Raw genomic sequence first — 14,543 nt, forward strand, 5'->3', positions numbered from 1 at the left:
CGACGGAGGCGATGTCGTGAGCACCGGACCGACGACCCTGCCCGCGCTCGGCGATAGCGGTCGGCGTGCGCGCCGACGGATGCCGAGACTGCGTGACGCCCGGATCCGGTCCAAGTTGGCACTGATTCTGGTCGTCCCGGTGGCGGCGGTGATCGCGTTGGCCACGGTCCGCCTGATCTCCGTCGGCGAGGGCGCTTTCGACGCCACCCGGGCCCGGTCACTGACCGCCCTCTCCATCGACGTCAGCGCCCTCACCCAGGACCTCCAGTCCGAACGAATGGCCGCGGCCGCCTACCTGGCCACTCCGCAGCAGCCGGCCGACGCGTACAACCTGCGGGTCCGCCAGACGCAGCAGCAGGTGGACGCGTACCGCGCCGAGCGGGACAAGATCGGCGAGGTGCCGACCGCCCTGCGGGACCGGCTCAAGGCCATCGACGACCACCTGGCCACCCTGGACAGCACCCGTCAGGAAGTGCTGGACCGCCGGCAGATGGCGGTCGCCGAGGCGGTGCTCCGCTACGGGGTCATCCTCACCGACCTGGTCTCGTACGGTGACGGCCTGGCCCAGTTGCCAGGTGACGAGAGCCTGGCGGACAGCCGCCGCGCGGTCGCCGCCTTCGCCCGCGCCAAGGCCTCCGTCGCCGAGGAAGAGGCCGTCGCCTTCACCGCGCTGACGGCCGGCCAGCTCGACTCGGAGCAGTTCTCCTCCTTCGTGGCGACCCTGACCGGTCAGCAGGAAGCCCTGGTCGCCTTCTCGCTGGCCGCCGACCCGGTGCAGCGTGCCCTGGTCAACAGCAACGTCTCCGGCGACGCGGTCGGCCTGGCCGACCGGGTGGCCACCGACATCACCCGCTCGGTCGGGCAGCGCCCCCTGGTCAACGCGCAGGACGCCACCGCGGCCATCGGCGCCGTGCACGACCTGATGCGCTGGGCCGAGATCGAACTACAGGACCGACTGCTCCAGCAGGCCGACCAGGCGCGCTCGGACGTCATCCGGCAGGCCGTGGTCGAGTCGATCCTGGTGCTGCTGACCCTGATCATCGCTGTGTCGCTGGCCGTGGTGCTGGCCCGCTCGCTCAACCACTCGCTGCGCCGGCTGCGTGAGGGCGCCCTGTCGGTGGCCAACCACGACCTGCCCGACGCGGTGCAGCGGCTGCAGAACATGGGCAGCGTGGGTGACGGCGGGGTGGACGAGATCGTTCGACAGGTCCGGGACCCCATCCAGCTCAACACCCGCGACGAGGTCGGTCAGGTGGCGCTGGCCTTCAACGTCGTACACCGGGAGGCGGTGCGGGTCGCCGCCGAGCAGGCGGCACTGCGTACCAGCGTCTCGGCGATGTTCCTCAACCTGGCCCGCCGCAGTCAGACCCTGGTCGACCGGATGATCGGCGAGCTGGACGCGATCGAGCGCGGCGAGGAGGACCCGAAGCGGCTCGCGCAGCTCTTCGAACTGGACCACCTGGCCACCCGAATGCGCCGCAACGACGAGAACCTGCTGGTCCTGGCCGGCGCCGACTCCGCCGTACCGCGTCGTGACGACGCGCTGGTGGTGGACGTCCTGCGCGCCGCCCAGTCCGAGGTCGAGCTGTACAACCGGATCGAGTTCGGGACGGTCGACACCGACATCTCGGTGGCCGCGCACGCGGTAAACGACGTGGTACGTCTCGTCGCCGAACTCCTCGACAACGCCACCCGGTTCTCGCCACCGAACACCACTGTGGTCGCCGACGGTCGCCGGATCCGCGACTACGTGCTGATCCAGATCGAGGACCGCGGGCTCGGCCTCACCGACGAGCAGCTCGACTCGCTCAACCGGCGGTTGGCGGCCCCACCGAGCGTCGACGTCGCCGCGTTCCGGCTGATGGGTCTGGCCGTGGTGAGTCGACTCGCCTCCCGTTACGGCATCCGGGTGGAGTTGCGTCGCAACGTCGAGGGCGGCACCGTCGCCCAGGTGACGTTGCCCGCCGCCACCGTGGTGCTGCCCAGCAACCGGGGCCGCGATCAGGTGCTCACCCGGCCGCGTCAGCCGATGGCCGTGGAGCAGACGCCGCTCACCCCGGTCGGTCACGCCGAGCAGTTCGCCGGTGCGGCCACGTCGGCGGCGACGCTGCCCGACCAGTGGCGGACCAGCACGCCGGCCCCCGCCCAGTGGCAGTCACCGCTGGACTCGCGGGACACCACCCCGGCCGTGCAGGCGGGCGGTTACACCGGTCCGCGCTCGACCATGCCACCCGCAGCCGCGGCACCGGCCGCACCCGCCGCTCCCGTACCTGCGGCTCCGGCACCCGCTGCCCCGCTCCCGCCGGCGCGGCCGGCCTACAGCAACGGCGTGGGCGCCTCGCTGGGCAGCCCGACCGTGGCCTACCCGACCGTCGACCCGCTGCCTCGTCGTGGCTCCGCCGCGGACGCCGCGGATGCCGCCGATGGGCGCGGCGCCCAGGTCCTTCCGGTCGGACCGGTCGCCGGTCCGGGCGCGGTGGCACCGCCGGCCGCGCCCCCGGTGCCCGCCGCGCCGGTCAGCACCCGGCCGGACTTCCCCGCCGAGGCTCCTATCTTCCGGGAGATGGAGGCGGTCTGGTTCCGGTCGCACGGCGACGACGCCACCGCGATCTTCACCCGGCCCAACTTCGACGAGCCGCCCGCGCCCACCACCGCGGCTCCGCCCGACGCCGGGCTGCGCACCGGCAACGGCGGCCCGCCGAGCGCGGCGCCCGCGCCGGCCGCACCACCGGCCCGACCGAAGCTTCCGACCCGCACCCCGGGCAGCTCCGGCACCGACGGCACCACCACGCCGGGTGCCGGAGGTCTCGGCACCACCATGGACGGATTCGGAACGCGGCCGTCGGCGCCACCGTCGTACAACCCGCCCCCGGCCGGTCGGCCGGCTCCGGCCGCCGCGCCCACCCCCGACCCGGAGGCCTGGCGTACGGCCGCGGACGAGGGCTGGTCCCGGGCCAGCCGGGCTGCCGAGCCGGCTCCCGCCGGGACCACCCGCTCCGGGTTGCCCAAGCGGGTGCCGCAGGCACAACTCGTGCCGGGTGGCATCGAACCGAAGAGCGGCCGGGACCGCAGCCGGCGGACCCCGGATGAAGTACGTGGTCTGCTGTCGGCCTACCACCGCGGTGTGCAGCGCGGTCGGACGGCCGGAACGGACCTGAACAGCACCTCGACCAAGGAGAGCCGATGAACAGGCCAGCTGCCATGCAGGACATGGGTTGGCTGCTCACCAACTTCGCCGACAGCGTGGCGGGTATCGCCCACGTGGTGGCGGTGTCCGCCGACGGGCTGTTGCTCGCGTCCTCCCGGGATCTGCCGGGGGACCGGGCGGACCAGCTCGCCGCGATCACCTCCGGGGTGGTGAGCCTGACCGAGGGCGCGGCCCGGATGTTCAGCGCGGGCGGGGTGTTGCAGACAGTCATCGAGATGGACAGCGGGTACCTCTTCCTGATGTCGATCAGCGACGGTTCTTCGATGGCCGTGCTGGCCGCGCGCAGTTGCGACGTGGGCCAGGTGGGCTACGAGATGGCGCTGCTGGTCGAGCGGGTGGGTGCCGCGCTGGTGCCGCTGCCGCGCGACGCGGTGCGTTCTTAGCACCGGAAGACGGCGCTCAATTCGAGTGCCGGACCAGGGACGAGAGGCGGCGCAGTCCAGCTCCGCAGGGGACGAGGAGGTGATCGGGAATGGACCAACGACGCGCTGACCCGCGTGGCGCGCTGGTGCGTCCGTACGCGGTCACCCGTGGTCGTACCGAGCCACGGCAGGACATCGCCCTCGAGGCCGTCCTCACCGCGTCTCCCACCCAGGTCGCCGAGTCCCGCTTCGCCGGGCATGACAAGCACCGCATCGCCACGGTCTGTGAGGGCCGAGCACAGTCGCTGGCGGAGATCGCCGCGTACACCCGGATGCCGCTGGGCGTCGCCCGGGTGTTGGTCGCCGACATGGTGGCCGAGAGCCTGCTGACGTTACACACTGCTGCTCCCGCCGAGGGGTTCGAGGAGCGGATGGAACTGCTTGGAAGGGTGCTAAGTGGACTTCGCAGGCTATGACCCCGCAGGGGGGCGGCCGGGCCGGGGAATCGTATCCGCGAAGATCGTCGTCGCGGGCGGCTTCGGCGTCGGTAAGACGACACTGGTCGGGGCGATCTCCGAGATCACACCGCTGACCACCGAGGCGTTGATGACCGCGGCGGGTGTCGGCATCGACGATCCGTCCAAGGTGCCGGGCAAGGAGACCACCACGGTCGCCATGGACTTCGGCCGGATCACCATGGCCCAGGACCTGATCCTGTACCTCTTCGGTACACCGGGTCAGACCCGGTTCTGGTTCATGTGGGACGAGATCATCCGGGGGGCGGTGGGTGCCGCCGTGCTGGTGGACACCCGCCGGATCACCGACGCGTTCGCCCCGCTGGACTACTTCGAGAACCGCAACCTGCCGTACGTGGTGGCGCTGAACAAGTTCGACGGCGCACCGCAGTACGAGGCGGAGGAGGTCCGCGAGGCGCTGGCCATCTCGCCGCAGGTGCCGCTGGTGATGACCGACGCCCGGCAGCGGGACTCGGTCAAGCAGGTGCTGGTGACGGTGGTCGAGCACGCCATGCTCCGGCTCCAGTCCGAGCACGGGCGGGGCTTCCCGACGCCGGTCGGCTGAACCGCCGCGTCACGGCCGGCACGCGACGGCCGGCCGTGACGCGCTTCAGTCGACCCGGAGCCGGTAGCCGCGCTTCACCACGGTCTGCACCACGCGGGGCGCGCGCAAGCCGGCCCGTAGACGGGCGACGGCCATCTCCACGGCGTGCTCGTCCGCACCCCTGGGCAGGGTCCGCAGCAACGCCGTGCGGGACAGCACCCGGCCGGGGGACTGGGCCAGCGCCCGCAGCACCGCCATCGGCGCGGGCGCGAGTGGCCGCAGCTCGCCGTCGATCACCGCGGCGTGCCCGCGCAACGTGAGCAGGTGCCCGCCGGCCTTGAACGTCACGGTCCGGCGGGGCAGTTCGTCGACGATGGTCCGCACCAGCGCGCCCAACCGGGCCCGACCGGGCGCGCTCACCGGCACCCCGCGCCGCAGCAACGGCTCGGCGGTCACCGCACCGACGCAACTGGCCAGCACGTCACCGCGCAACGCGGACAGCACCGCGTCGGCGCGGTCCCCGGCGGCCCGCAGCAACGCCTCGGCCGCCGGCGCCGACGTGAACGTCACCGCGTCCACCAGCCGGCCGGCGATCAGGTCGATCAACCGGTGCAGCGGCGCCGGGTCGGTCGGCGGCGCCCAGCGGTAGACCGGCACCTCGATGACCGTGGCGCCCGCCGCCTCCAGCGCGAGCGTGCACTCGGGCTGCCGCTCACCGTGCAGCTGCATGGCGATCACCTGCCCGGCCACACCGCGCCGACGCAGGTGGTCGACCACCTCGTCGCAGCTCTCCGAGGCGGGCGACCACTGGTCGTGCAGCCCGGCCGCCCGGATCGCGCCGCGTGCCTTCGGGCCGCGCGCCACCACGTACGAGCTGGCCAGCACCGAGCGCAACGGCTCGGCCAGCCCCCAGCCCTCGGCCGCCTCCAGCCAGCCGCGCATGCCGATGCCGGTGTTGGCCATCAGGATGTCCGGCGGCTGGTCGAGGCAGGCGCGGGTCGCCTCGCGCAGCTCGGTGTCGTCGGACAGCGGCACGATCCGCAACGCCGGGGCGAGCACCACCCGGGCGCCCCGGCGTTCGAGCAGCGCGGCCAACTCGTCGCGCCGCCGGTCGGCGGTCACCCCGATGGTGAAGCCCGCCAGTTCTTCCCGCATCAAACCTCCTGTCGCAGCCGAACCTCGACCAGCCCGTCGCGGCAACGCGCGTCGTGTCGTGCCACGGCCACCCCGGGCAGGTCGAGACAATGCCCGCTGCGCAGGTCGTACACCTGCTTGTGCAGCGGTGAGGCGACTGTCGGCACTCCGCCACGGCTGCCGACGATGCCCCGGGACAGCACGTACGCCCCGGAGACCGGGTCACGGTTGTCGATCGCGAACAGCCCGTCGTCGGTCCGGAAGAGGGCGATCTGCACCCCGTCCACCAGGGCGGCGACGCCCCGGTCCGGCTCCAACCGGTCGAGGAGGCAGACGGTGGTCCAGGTCAGCGCGAGGGTCTGGGTCATCGCCGTACCTCCGGTAGGCCGAGGGTGACCGGTTGCCGACGGTGACCGTTTGTCGGCTCGGATCCGGTCGGGGAATGGTCGCGTACGGGTACCGGTTGGCCGCGTTCCCGGATGAAGGCGATCGACGGGTCCGGTACGTCGGGGGCGTTGACGAAGGAGGTGTAGCGGCGCAGCCGGTCCGGGTCGTCCAGGACGTCGCGCCACTCGTCGGAGTACGACGACACGTGCCGGGCCATCGCCGCGTCGAGGTCGGCGCAGAGCCCGAGCGAGTCGTCCACGATCACCGAGCGCAGGTGGTCCAGGCCGCCGTCCATCGCCTCGATCCAGCCGGCGGTGCGTTGCAGCCGGTCGGCGGTACGGATGTAATAGATCAGGAACCTGTCGATCAGCCTGATCAGCGCGTCCGTAGACAAATCAGTGGCGAACAGGTCGGCGTGCCGGGGGCGGAAGCCGCCGTTGCCGCCGACGTAGAGGTTCCAGCCGGTCTCGGTGGCGATGATGCCGAAGTCCTTGCTGCGGGCCTCCGCGCACTCCCGGGCGCAGCCGGAGACCGCCGACTTGAGCTTGTGCGGCGCGCGCAACCCGCGATAGCGCAGCTCCAGCGCCACGGCCAGCCCCACCGAGTCCTGCACCCCGTACCGGCACCAGGTCTCGCCCACACACGACTTCACAGTGCGCAGCGCCTTGCCGTACGCGTGGCCGGACTCGAAGCCGGCGTCCACCAGTCGCCGCCAGATCTGCGGCAGCTGCTCCACCCGCGCCCCGAACAGGTCGATCCGCTGCCCACCGGTGATCTTCGTGTAGAGCTGGAAGTCCCTGGCGACCTCGCCGATCACGATCAGCTTCTCCGGGGTGATCTCGCCGCCCGGGATCCGGGGCACCACCGAGTAGCTGCCGTCGCGTTGCAGGTTGGCCAGGAAGTGGTCGTTGGTGTCCTGCAACGACGCCTGCTCGCCGTCGAGCACGTGCCCGCTGCCCAGCGAGGCGAGGATCGACGCCACCACCGGCTTGCAGATGTCGCAGCCGCGGCCCCGACCGTGCTCCGCGACCAGCCGGGAGAAGGTGCGGATGCCGCGTACGCGGACGATCTCGAACAGCTCCCGCCGGCTGACGTCGAAGTGCTCACAGAGCGCGCTGGACTGCGTCACTCCGGCCGCGTCCAGGAGCTGCTTGAGCATCGGCACGCAGGAGCCGCAGCTGGTGCCGGCCCTGGTGCACGCCTTCACCGCCGCCACGTCCGCGCAACCGTCGGCGATGGCGGCGTCCACGTCGCCCCGGGTCACCGCGTTGCAGGAGCAGACCTGCGCGGTGGCGGGCAGCGCCCCGGCGTCCGCGCCGCCACCGTCGGGGGCGAGCAGCGCCAGCGGCGCGGCCGGCAGCGGGCCGCCCACACTGGCGCGCAGCGTCGGGTACGCGCTGGCGTCGCCGACCAGCACCCCGCCGAGCAGGGTGTGCGCGTCGTCGGAGAGGACCAGCTTCGCGTAGACGCGGGTGGCCGGGTCGGTGAACGTGACGTCCAGGCAGCCCTCGGTCGCGCCGTGCGCGTCGCCGAACGAGGCCACGTCGACGCCGAGCAGCTTGAGTTTGGTGGCGGTGTCCGCGCCCGGGAAGGTCGCCGCGCCGCCGACCAGCCGATCGGCCACCACCTCGGCCGTCGCGTATCCCGGCGCGACCAGACCGTGGCAGGTGCCGTCGACCGCCGCGCACTCTCCGACGGCCCAGATCCGCTCGTCGGCGGTCCGGCAGGTCGCGTCGACAAGCACCCCGCCGCGCGGGCCCAGCGGCAGACCGGCGTCCCGGGCCAACTGGTCCCGGGGGCGGATGCCGGCGGCCACCACCACCAGCTCCGCGTCGAGGGCGGTGCCGTCGGAGAGTTCCAGGGCCGCGACGCCGCCGTCCGGGCCCGGACGGATCGCGGTGGTCGCCACCCCGAGATGGGTCCGTACGCCCAGATCGTCGACGTAGCGGCGAAGCATCGCGCCGCCGGCCTGGTCCACCTGGACCGGCATCAGCCGGGGCGCGAACTCGACCACGTCGGTGCTCAGGCCGAGCAGTCGCAGGGCGTTCGCGGCCTCCAGACCGAGCAGGCCGCCACCGATCACCGCGCCGACCCGCCGGCCCTGCGCGTATGCCCGGATCGCCGCCAGGTCGTCAAGGGTCCGGTAGACGAAGACGCCGGGCAGCTCGGTGCCGGCCACCGGCGGCACGAACGCGTACGACCCGGTGGCCAGCACCAGCGCGTCGTAGCGGTATTCGCCGGCGGCGGTGGTCACCACCTGTCGGTCCCGGTCGACGGCGGTGGCCGGCTCGCCGAGTCGCAGCCGCACCCCGTCGTGCGGGGTGTGCAGGTTGAGTTCGCTCTCACTCACCCCGTCGAAGTACGCCGAGAGCCGCACCCGGTCGTACGCCGGGCGCCCCTCCTCGGCCAGGACGGTCACCCGCCAGTTGCCCTGTGGGTCACGGTCGCGCAGCGCGTCCACGAAACGCTGCCCGACCATGCCGTTGCCGATGACGACCAGTTCGCCGCCGCTCATCGCGTCACCTCCACCGATTCCGCCTGGCTCAGCCAGTCGACGATGCCGCTCATCGCGTCCCGGCATCCGCCGCATCCGGTGCCGGCCCGGGTCGCGGCCACCACCGCATCGACAGTCCGGGCGCCGGAGCGCCAGCTTCTGACCAGTGCGCCCTTGCTCACCGTGTTGCACTGACAGACCGTGGCCGCGTCCGGCATCAGCGCCGGTGAGGCGGCCGGGGTCGCGCCGACGCCGCCGAGCGCCCGGCCGAGCAGCAGCGCCCGCCTGTCACTCGGCACCGGCTGACCACGGTCGAAGAGTTGGATCACCGTGCCGACCGCCGGGTTGTCGCCGAGCAGGATCGCGCCGACCAGCCGCTCGTCCCGGATCCGCAGTCGGGCGTACGTGCCCCGGGTCGGGTCGGCGAAGGTCAGCTCCTCGTCCGGCCCGGCGCTGGCCGCGTCACCCATCGAGGCCAGGTCGATCCCGGCGGCCTTCAGCCGGGTCACCACCGGCCGGGGCCGGTACCGGGCCAGCGGGTCCGTGCCGGTCAGCACGTCCGAGAGCACCTGGGCCTGGGCCCAGGCGGGCGCGACCAGCCCGGTGAGCACGCCGTCGTGCTCCGCGCAGTCGCCGATCGCCGAGATGGACCGGTCGCTTGTGCGCAGCCGGTCGTCCACCACCACGCCGCGCCGCACGGTCAGGCCGGCGGCCTGTGCGAGGGCGGTGTCGGGGCGTACACCGCAGGAGAGCACCAGCAGGTCGGCGCGGAGCGATCGGCCGTCGGCCAGGTCCAGGCGGACGCCGCTGGCGTTCGCGGCCACACCGGTCGCCGACACCCCCAGTTGGACGGTGACGCCGAGATCGGCGAGCGTGCCGGCGAGCACCGCGCCGGCCGTCGGGTCCAGTTGTCGTTCCATCAGGTGCTCTCTCGGGTGCACCACAGTGGTGGACAGCCCTCGGGTGGCCAGGCCTCGGGCGGCCTCCAGACCGAGCAACCCGCCGCCGAGCACCAGCGCGCTGCGAGCGCCGTCCGCGGCGGCGAGGATCCGCCGGCAGTCGTCCAGGGTCCGGAAGGGGACCACCCGCTCCGGCAGGTTCGCCGGGTCGAGGCCGGGCAGCGGCGGCACCACCGCACGGGCGCCGGTGGCCAGCACCAGGTGGTCGTACCCGATTCGTTCGCCGTCGTCGGTGCGGACCTCCCGGGCGGACCGGTCGACGGCGGTCACCGGTACGCCGCTGCGCAGGTCGACGCCGTGACCGGCGGCTTCGGTCAGTTCCACGTCCGGCTCGGCGATCCGGCCGGCCAGCAGGGTGGAGAGCAGGATCCGGTTGTACGCGCGGTGCGGCTCGGCCCCGAGCACGGTGACCTTCCGGTCTCCCTCCCGGGCGTGCAGCTCACCGGCGAGGCGAGCGCCCGCCATCCCGTTGCCGATGATGACCACCCGGGCGGTCATGCCTTCTCCACCCGGACCGCGCAGATCTTGAACTCGGGCATCCCGGAGATCGGGTCCACGGCGTCGTTGGTCACCGAGTTGGCGCGTCCCTTCCCCGCGTAGTGGAACGGGGCGAACACGGTGTCCGGTCGGATCCCGGCGCTGAGCCGGGCCGGAGCGGAGAACTCACCGCGGCGCGAGGTGACCCGCACCGGGTCGCCGTCGTCGATGTCCAGACGGGCGGCCAGGTCGGGGTGCAGTTCGACGAACGCCTCCGGGGCGGCGCGCCGCAGCGCGGCCACCCGTCGGGTCTGGGTGCCCGACTGGTACTGCGCCAGCACCCGACCAGTGGTGAAGTGCAGCGGGTACGTGGCGCAGACCTCCTCGGCGGCCGGCCGATGGTCGACGGGGTGGAAGCGGGCCCGGCCGTCCGGGGTGGCGAACCGGTCGGCGAAGAGTCGTGGCGTGTCCGGCCCGTCCTCGGTCGGGCAGGGCCAGTAGACCCCGTCGTCGGCGTCGATCCGGTCCCAGCTGATGCCGGCGTAGTCGGCGGCCCCACCGGCGGAGGCGCGGCGCAACTCGGCGAAGACGGTGGCCGGGGCGGCCGGGAACCGGGCCGCCGCCTCGGCTGCCGCGGCGTCGTCGGGGGCCAGCCGCGCCGCCAGGTCGGAGATGATGGCGAGGTCGGTGCGGACGCCCGGCGGGGGTGGGCGGAGCGCGCGCCGACGCAGCACCCGACCCTCCAGATTGGTCATCGTGCCGTCCTCCTCGGCCCACTGGGCGGTGGGCAGCACCACGTCCGCCAACGCGGCCGTCTCGGAGAGCAGGAGGTCGGCGACGACCAGCAGGTCGAGGTCGCGCAGCCGGCCCTCGATCCGGGCCGCCCGGGGCGCCGAGACCACCGGGTTCGACCCGAACACCAGCAACGCGCGCGGGCCACCCGGGGTGCCGAGCGAGTCGAGCAGTTGGTAGGCGGGCACCCCGGGGCCGGGCAGCTCGTCGGCCGGCACGCCCCAGACCCCGGCCACGTGCTCCCGGGCCGCCGGGTCGTCGATCTTCCGGTAACCGGGGAGCTGGTCGGCCTTCTGCCCGTGCTCCCGCCCGCCCTGGCCGTTGCCCTGGCCGGTGAGGCAGCCGTACCCCGAACCGTCACGGCCGGGCAGACCGAGGGCGAGGGCAAGATTGACGTACGCGGTGACGGTGTCCACCCCCTTGGCGTGCTGCTCCGCGCCACGCGCGGTCAGGATGATCACGCGACCGGCGGTGCCCAGCGCGCGGGCGGTCGCCTCCAGGTCGGCCACCGGCACCCCGGAGAGCTGTTCCGCGCGGGCCGGCCACCAGGCGGCGACGCCACGGCGGACCGCGTCGAACCCGGTGGTGCGGTCGGCCACGTACGCCCGATCGACCCAACCCTCGGTGAGGGCGATGTGCAGCAGCGCGTTGGCCACCGCGAGGTCGGTGCCGGGCAGCGGTTGCAGGTGCAGGTCGGCCTGGCGGGCGGTGGCGGTGACCCGGGGGTCGATGACGATCAGTTTTCCGCCGTTGCGGCGCTGCTCGGTGAGCCAGCGCACCAGCGGCGGCATGGTCTCCGCCGGGTTCGCCCCGACCAGCAGCAGGGTGTCGGCCCGGCCCAGGTCGGCTAGGGGGAACGGCAAGCCTCGGTCGATTCCGAAGGCGCGCATCCCGGCGGCTGCCGCCGAGGACATGCAGAACCGTCCGTTGTAGTCGATGTTCCGGGTGCGCAGCCCGATCCGGGCGAACTTTCCCAACGCGTACGCCTTCTCGTTGGTCAGGCCGCCACCGCCGAAGACGGCGACCGCGTCCCGGCCGGCGTCGTCCTGGACGGCGCGGATGCCGGCGACCACCCGGTCGAGCGCGGTGTCCCAGCTCGCCGGCTCCAACGCCCCGGTAGCCGGGTCGCGCACCAGCGGGGTGGTCAGCCGCTCGGGGTGGTCGAGGAGTTCGGCGGCGGTCCAGCCCTTCTGGCAGAGCCCGCCCCGGTTGGTGGGAAACTGGCGTGGGTGAACCGTCACCCCGGCGTCGTCCGCGCGCAGCGTCATCCCGCACTGCAGAGCGCAGTACGGGCAGTGCGTCGCCACTTCCCGGGGCAGTAGCCCCGGTGGAGTTGCCGACCATGCACCGTCTGTCATGTCGGCAAAGCGTGCCGCCGGGCGGTTTCCGGTCCGGGTCCCTTCTGTTTCGGTCCTGTCAAGTGGGGCTCACACCGCACAGGGGCAGCGGGTGTGACGGGTGGCTGGTCGACCGGCGGCCTTCATCCCACGGTCAGCGCAAGTCGACGCGGCGTGGTCGGCGGGTCAGGGACAGCCAGCCCAGGAACCGGGCGTGAAGTGCTCGCGGGTCAGGACGAACGCCGAGGGAGTACAGGTCGTCGACCGCGTCTTGCATGTTCGCTGCCAGATAGAACGCCAGGGCGATCGAATGGCCGTAGAACTCGGTCGCGAGGTGAAGCTGAGCCGGCGCGCACGGCCAGGGGGCGGCGCAGTTGCGGCAGAGCCACGCCGGGCGCATCGGTTGGTGCGGGCGAGGGCGGCGACTCATCCGACCCTCACCGGACCGCGCCTCACGGGCGCGCGGGTGGCTGGGCGACGGGCCGCCGGGGCGGGCGTGTCCGGCCAGATCAGGCCCGCGGGCATCACGAACAGGGACCGGCGTGCGACCGCATCACCGTTCGCGGCCAGCTCGTAGCCGTCAATCCACAGCCACCCGTCGTACGTCGGCCAGTCGAGAACCCGAATCACGCGGACGAAGATCGGGCACAGGAACTGCACACTCGCGGCGCGGGTCAGGTGCAGGACGTCGCCCGTGTGCGGCTTCCGCGGTTCGGGCCTCGGCTTGGATTTCCGATCGGGCGGCTCGTCCGGCACGGCGCTCTCCCCCTGGTCGTCATCTTGGGAAGGGGCCGCCCCGTGCGTGCTCGCCCATGGAGATCTTGAACAGTTTCCGTTCTCGCGTTCTCGCGTAACGGAAACTGTCCAAGATCTCTAGCAGGCCAAGGGCGGCCCCGGTACGAACGCGTCCGCCGGGTTACGGGTTCCCTACCGGCCGCGCCGTCTGATCCCACCTTGCGGGCAGTGATGGGACAAGAACAGCCCGTAGCGATATGGTCGCGAGACATTCCGCGCATCAGTTGGAGGAAATCGTGAACGATGCGCTACGCGCCGCGCTGGCCGAGACGGGGCACTCGATTGAGTCCCTGGCAGGGTTGGTTCGGGTCGATCGAAAGACGGTCGCGCGCTGGCTGAACCACGACCACATTCCCCACCCCCGACACCGGGAGGCGGCGGCGAGTGCGCTCCGACGGCCCATAGGGGACATCTGGCCGGACACTTCAAGACGTCGCGAGCCAATTTGGTTCCGACCATGGCAAGAGATCGAGCGCGAGGCGATCTCGCTGCGGTCGTTTCAGTCGACGGTCCTCCCCGGCCTACTTCAGACCGAGGCATACGCCCGCGCCGTGCTCGCCGGAGCCGACGTCATCGCCCGCAGCGACGTCGAGCGGCACCTAGCCTCACGACTCGCCCGGCAAAGCATCCTGACCCGTGAAGACCCGCCACACTTCACCGCAGTTGTTGACGAAGCCGTGTTGCGGCGGCCAGTCGGCGGACGAGCCACCATGCGTGAGCAGGTGCAGGCCCTCATCACCGCGTGCGGGGCCCCGCACGTCCGCGTGCACATCGTCCCCTCCACCGTCGGCGCGTACGCTGGCCTGAACGGTCCCTTCGTGATCGCCGTGGGGTCCGAGCATCGGGTTGCCGGCTACCTCGACAATCAGCTTCAGGGGCAAGTCGTTACCGGTGCCGAGGACATAGCGGCGATGCTGGCCGCGTGGGAGAACGTACGCGGCGAGGCGTTGTCCCACTGGCAATCCGTCGACCTACTTACGGAGATGGCGAGGACATGGAACTGACCGGCGCGCGGTGGCGCAAGAGCACCCGCAGCAGCGGCAACGGCGGCGACTGCGTCGAGGTTGCGGACAACCTGCCTGGCATCGTTGGTGTGCGGGACTCGAAGGACCCGGCAGGGCCGGCGTTGGTCTTCGGACCCACGGCCTGGCGGGCGTTCGTCGGTATGGCGAAGGCGCACGACCCGGCCTGACCAGCATGACGCTGAGGCCCCCGGTTCGCCGGGGGCCTTTCGCGTGTTCGAGGTCAACCACCGCGAGGCAGCGCAAGCGTGGCCAGACTGACCACATAGAACGCTCGCGACGACGCCGGCTCGCCCCCTCCCTGCGGCGATCTTGCAGTTTCTGTGGCGGCATAAAGGATGAGTGCGACAAAACAACGACCGAAAGTGCAAGATCGGCGGGGGTTGCGATGACCACTGACCCCTCGTCGAGCGCGCCCTTGAGCCGCCCCGGGGGGGGGGGGGGGGGTGCCCCTATGGGTTTCGTCAAGGAATCGAGTCGGCGTGGGGGCCGTGGTGAGGGCAGGATGGCGTGGTGC

The 14,543-nt window shown here is 72.5% G+C and carries 12 protein-coding genes; 6 read left to right on the top strand and 6 right to left on the bottom strand.

Annotation, left to right across the window (positions count from 1 at the left end):
• Positions 1-16: 16 nt before the first annotated feature.
• The 4 genes from ACLQ3B_RS16865 to ACLQ3B_RS16880 all read left to right on the top strand — a co-directional run bounded on the left by ACLQ3B_RS16865 (position 17) and on the right by ACLQ3B_RS16880 (position 4,650).
• Positions 17-3,187 (top strand): sensor histidine kinase, encoded by a 3,171-nt coding sequence (locus ACLQ3B_RS16865; protein ID WP_425781649.1) that lies wholly within the window; start codon positions 17-19, stop codon positions 3,185-3,187.
• Complete coding sequence (locus ACLQ3B_RS16870; RefSeq protein WP_007465177.1) at positions 3,184-3,591, top strand: roadblock/LC7 domain-containing protein; 408 nt, start codon at positions 3,184-3,186, stop codon at positions 3,589-3,591. Before ACLQ3B_RS16865 ends, ACLQ3B_RS16870 begins: the two co-directional genes overlap by 4 nt.
• 89 nt (positions 3,592-3,680) lie before the next feature.
• Complete coding sequence (locus tag ACLQ3B_RS16875; protein WP_007465174.1) at positions 3,681-4,046, top strand: DUF742 domain-containing protein; 366 nt, start codon at positions 3,681-3,683, stop codon at positions 4,044-4,046.
• A complete protein-coding gene (locus tag ACLQ3B_RS16880) occupies positions 4,027-4,650 on the top strand; it encodes a GTP-binding protein (protein WP_030329978.1) in 624 nt (207 codons plus the stop codon). Before ACLQ3B_RS16875 ends, ACLQ3B_RS16880 begins: the two co-directional genes overlap by 20 nt.
• A 45-nt stretch (positions 4,651-4,695) precedes the next feature.
• On the opposite strand, the gene ACLQ3B_RS16885 is transcribed toward ACLQ3B_RS16880, so the two are convergent.
• The 6 genes from ACLQ3B_RS16885 to ACLQ3B_RS16910 form a co-directional block, all read right to left on the bottom strand.
• Complete coding sequence (locus tag ACLQ3B_RS16885) at positions 4,696-5,784, bottom strand: uroporphyrinogen-III synthase (protein ID WP_425781650.1); 1,089 nt, start codon at positions 5,782-5,784, stop codon at positions 4,696-4,698.
• Positions 5,784-6,131 (bottom strand): nitrite reductase small subunit NirD, encoded by a 348-nt coding sequence (gene nirD / locus ACLQ3B_RS16890; RefSeq protein ID WP_425781652.1) that lies wholly within the window; start codon positions 6,129-6,131, stop codon positions 5,784-5,786. The genes ACLQ3B_RS16885 and nirD overlap by 1 nt, the downstream gene beginning before the upstream one ends.
• Entirely contained in the window at positions 6,128-8,665 is a 2,538-nt protein-coding gene (nirB, locus tag ACLQ3B_RS16895; RefSeq protein WP_425781654.1) for a nitrite reductase large subunit NirB, read from the bottom strand. Before nirB ends, nirD begins: the two co-directional genes overlap by 4 nt.
• A complete protein-coding gene (locus ACLQ3B_RS16900) occupies positions 8,662-10,101 on the bottom strand; it encodes an FAD-dependent oxidoreductase (protein ID WP_425781656.1) in 1,440 nt (479 codons plus the stop codon). Before ACLQ3B_RS16900 ends, nirB begins: the two co-directional genes overlap by 4 nt.
• Positions 10,098-12,230, bottom strand: coding sequence for a molybdopterin oxidoreductase family protein (locus ACLQ3B_RS16905; protein ID WP_425781658.1), 2,133 nt, complete (start codon positions 12,228-12,230; stop codon positions 10,098-10,100). Before ACLQ3B_RS16905 ends, ACLQ3B_RS16900 begins: the two co-directional genes overlap by 4 nt.
• Positions 12,231-12,635: 405 nt before the next feature.
• Complete coding sequence (locus ACLQ3B_RS16910; RefSeq protein ID WP_425781660.1) at positions 12,636-12,965, bottom strand: hypothetical protein; 330 nt, start codon at positions 12,963-12,965, stop codon at positions 12,636-12,638.
• Between the two features lie 275 nt (positions 12,966-13,240).
• Between ACLQ3B_RS16910 and ACLQ3B_RS16915 the strand changes: the two genes are divergently transcribed.
• Both ACLQ3B_RS16915 and ACLQ3B_RS16920 read left to right on the top strand, forming a co-directional pair.
• Positions 13,241-14,008 carry a DUF5753 domain-containing protein gene (locus ACLQ3B_RS16915; protein WP_425781662.1) on the top strand — a complete coding sequence of 256 codons (768 nt, stop codon included), beginning with the start codon at positions 13,241-13,243 and terminating at the stop codon, positions 14,006-14,008.
• Positions 13,999-14,196 (top strand): DUF397 domain-containing protein, encoded by a 198-nt coding sequence (locus tag ACLQ3B_RS16920; protein ID WP_196929499.1) that lies wholly within the window; start codon positions 13,999-14,001, stop codon positions 14,194-14,196. Before ACLQ3B_RS16915 ends, ACLQ3B_RS16920 begins: the two co-directional genes overlap by 10 nt.
• Positions 14,197-14,543: the final 347 nt, after the last annotated feature.

Origin of the sequence: Micromonospora sp. DT53 (assembly GCF_049841535.1) — a bacterium.
Taxonomy (GTDB): Bacteria; Actinomycetota; Actinomycetes; order Mycobacteriales; family Micromonosporaceae; genus Micromonospora.

Coding starts and splice junctions, on each gene's coding strand:
- ACLQ3B_RS16870 (WP_007465177.1), top strand. CDS start 3,184: ATGAACAGGCCAGCTGCCATGCAGGACATGGGTTGGCTGCTCACCAAC.
- ACLQ3B_RS16875 (WP_007465174.1), top strand. CDS start 3,681: ATGGACCAACGACGCGCTGACCCGCGTGGCGCGCTGGTGCGTCCGTAC.
- ACLQ3B_RS16885 (WP_425781650.1), bottom strand. CDS start 5,784: ATGCGGGAAGAACTGGCGGGCTTCACCATCGGGGTGACCGCCGACCGG.
- nirD (WP_425781652.1), bottom strand. CDS start 6,131: ATGACCCAGACCCTCGCGCTGACCTGGACCACCGTCTGCCTCCTCGAC.
- nirB (WP_425781654.1), bottom strand. CDS start 8,665: ATGAGCGGCGGCGAACTGGTCGTCATCGGCAACGGCATGGTCGGGCAG.
- ACLQ3B_RS16900 (WP_425781656.1), bottom strand. CDS start 10,101: ATGACCGCCCGGGTGGTCATCATCGGCAACGGGATGGCGGGCGCTCGC.
- ACLQ3B_RS16905 (WP_425781658.1), bottom strand. CDS start 12,230: ATGACAGACGGTGCATGGTCGGCAACTCCACCGGGGCTACTGCCCCGG.
- ACLQ3B_RS16920 (WP_196929499.1), top strand. CDS start 13,999: ATGGAACTGACCGGCGCGCGGTGGCGCAAGAGCACCCGCAGCAGCGGC.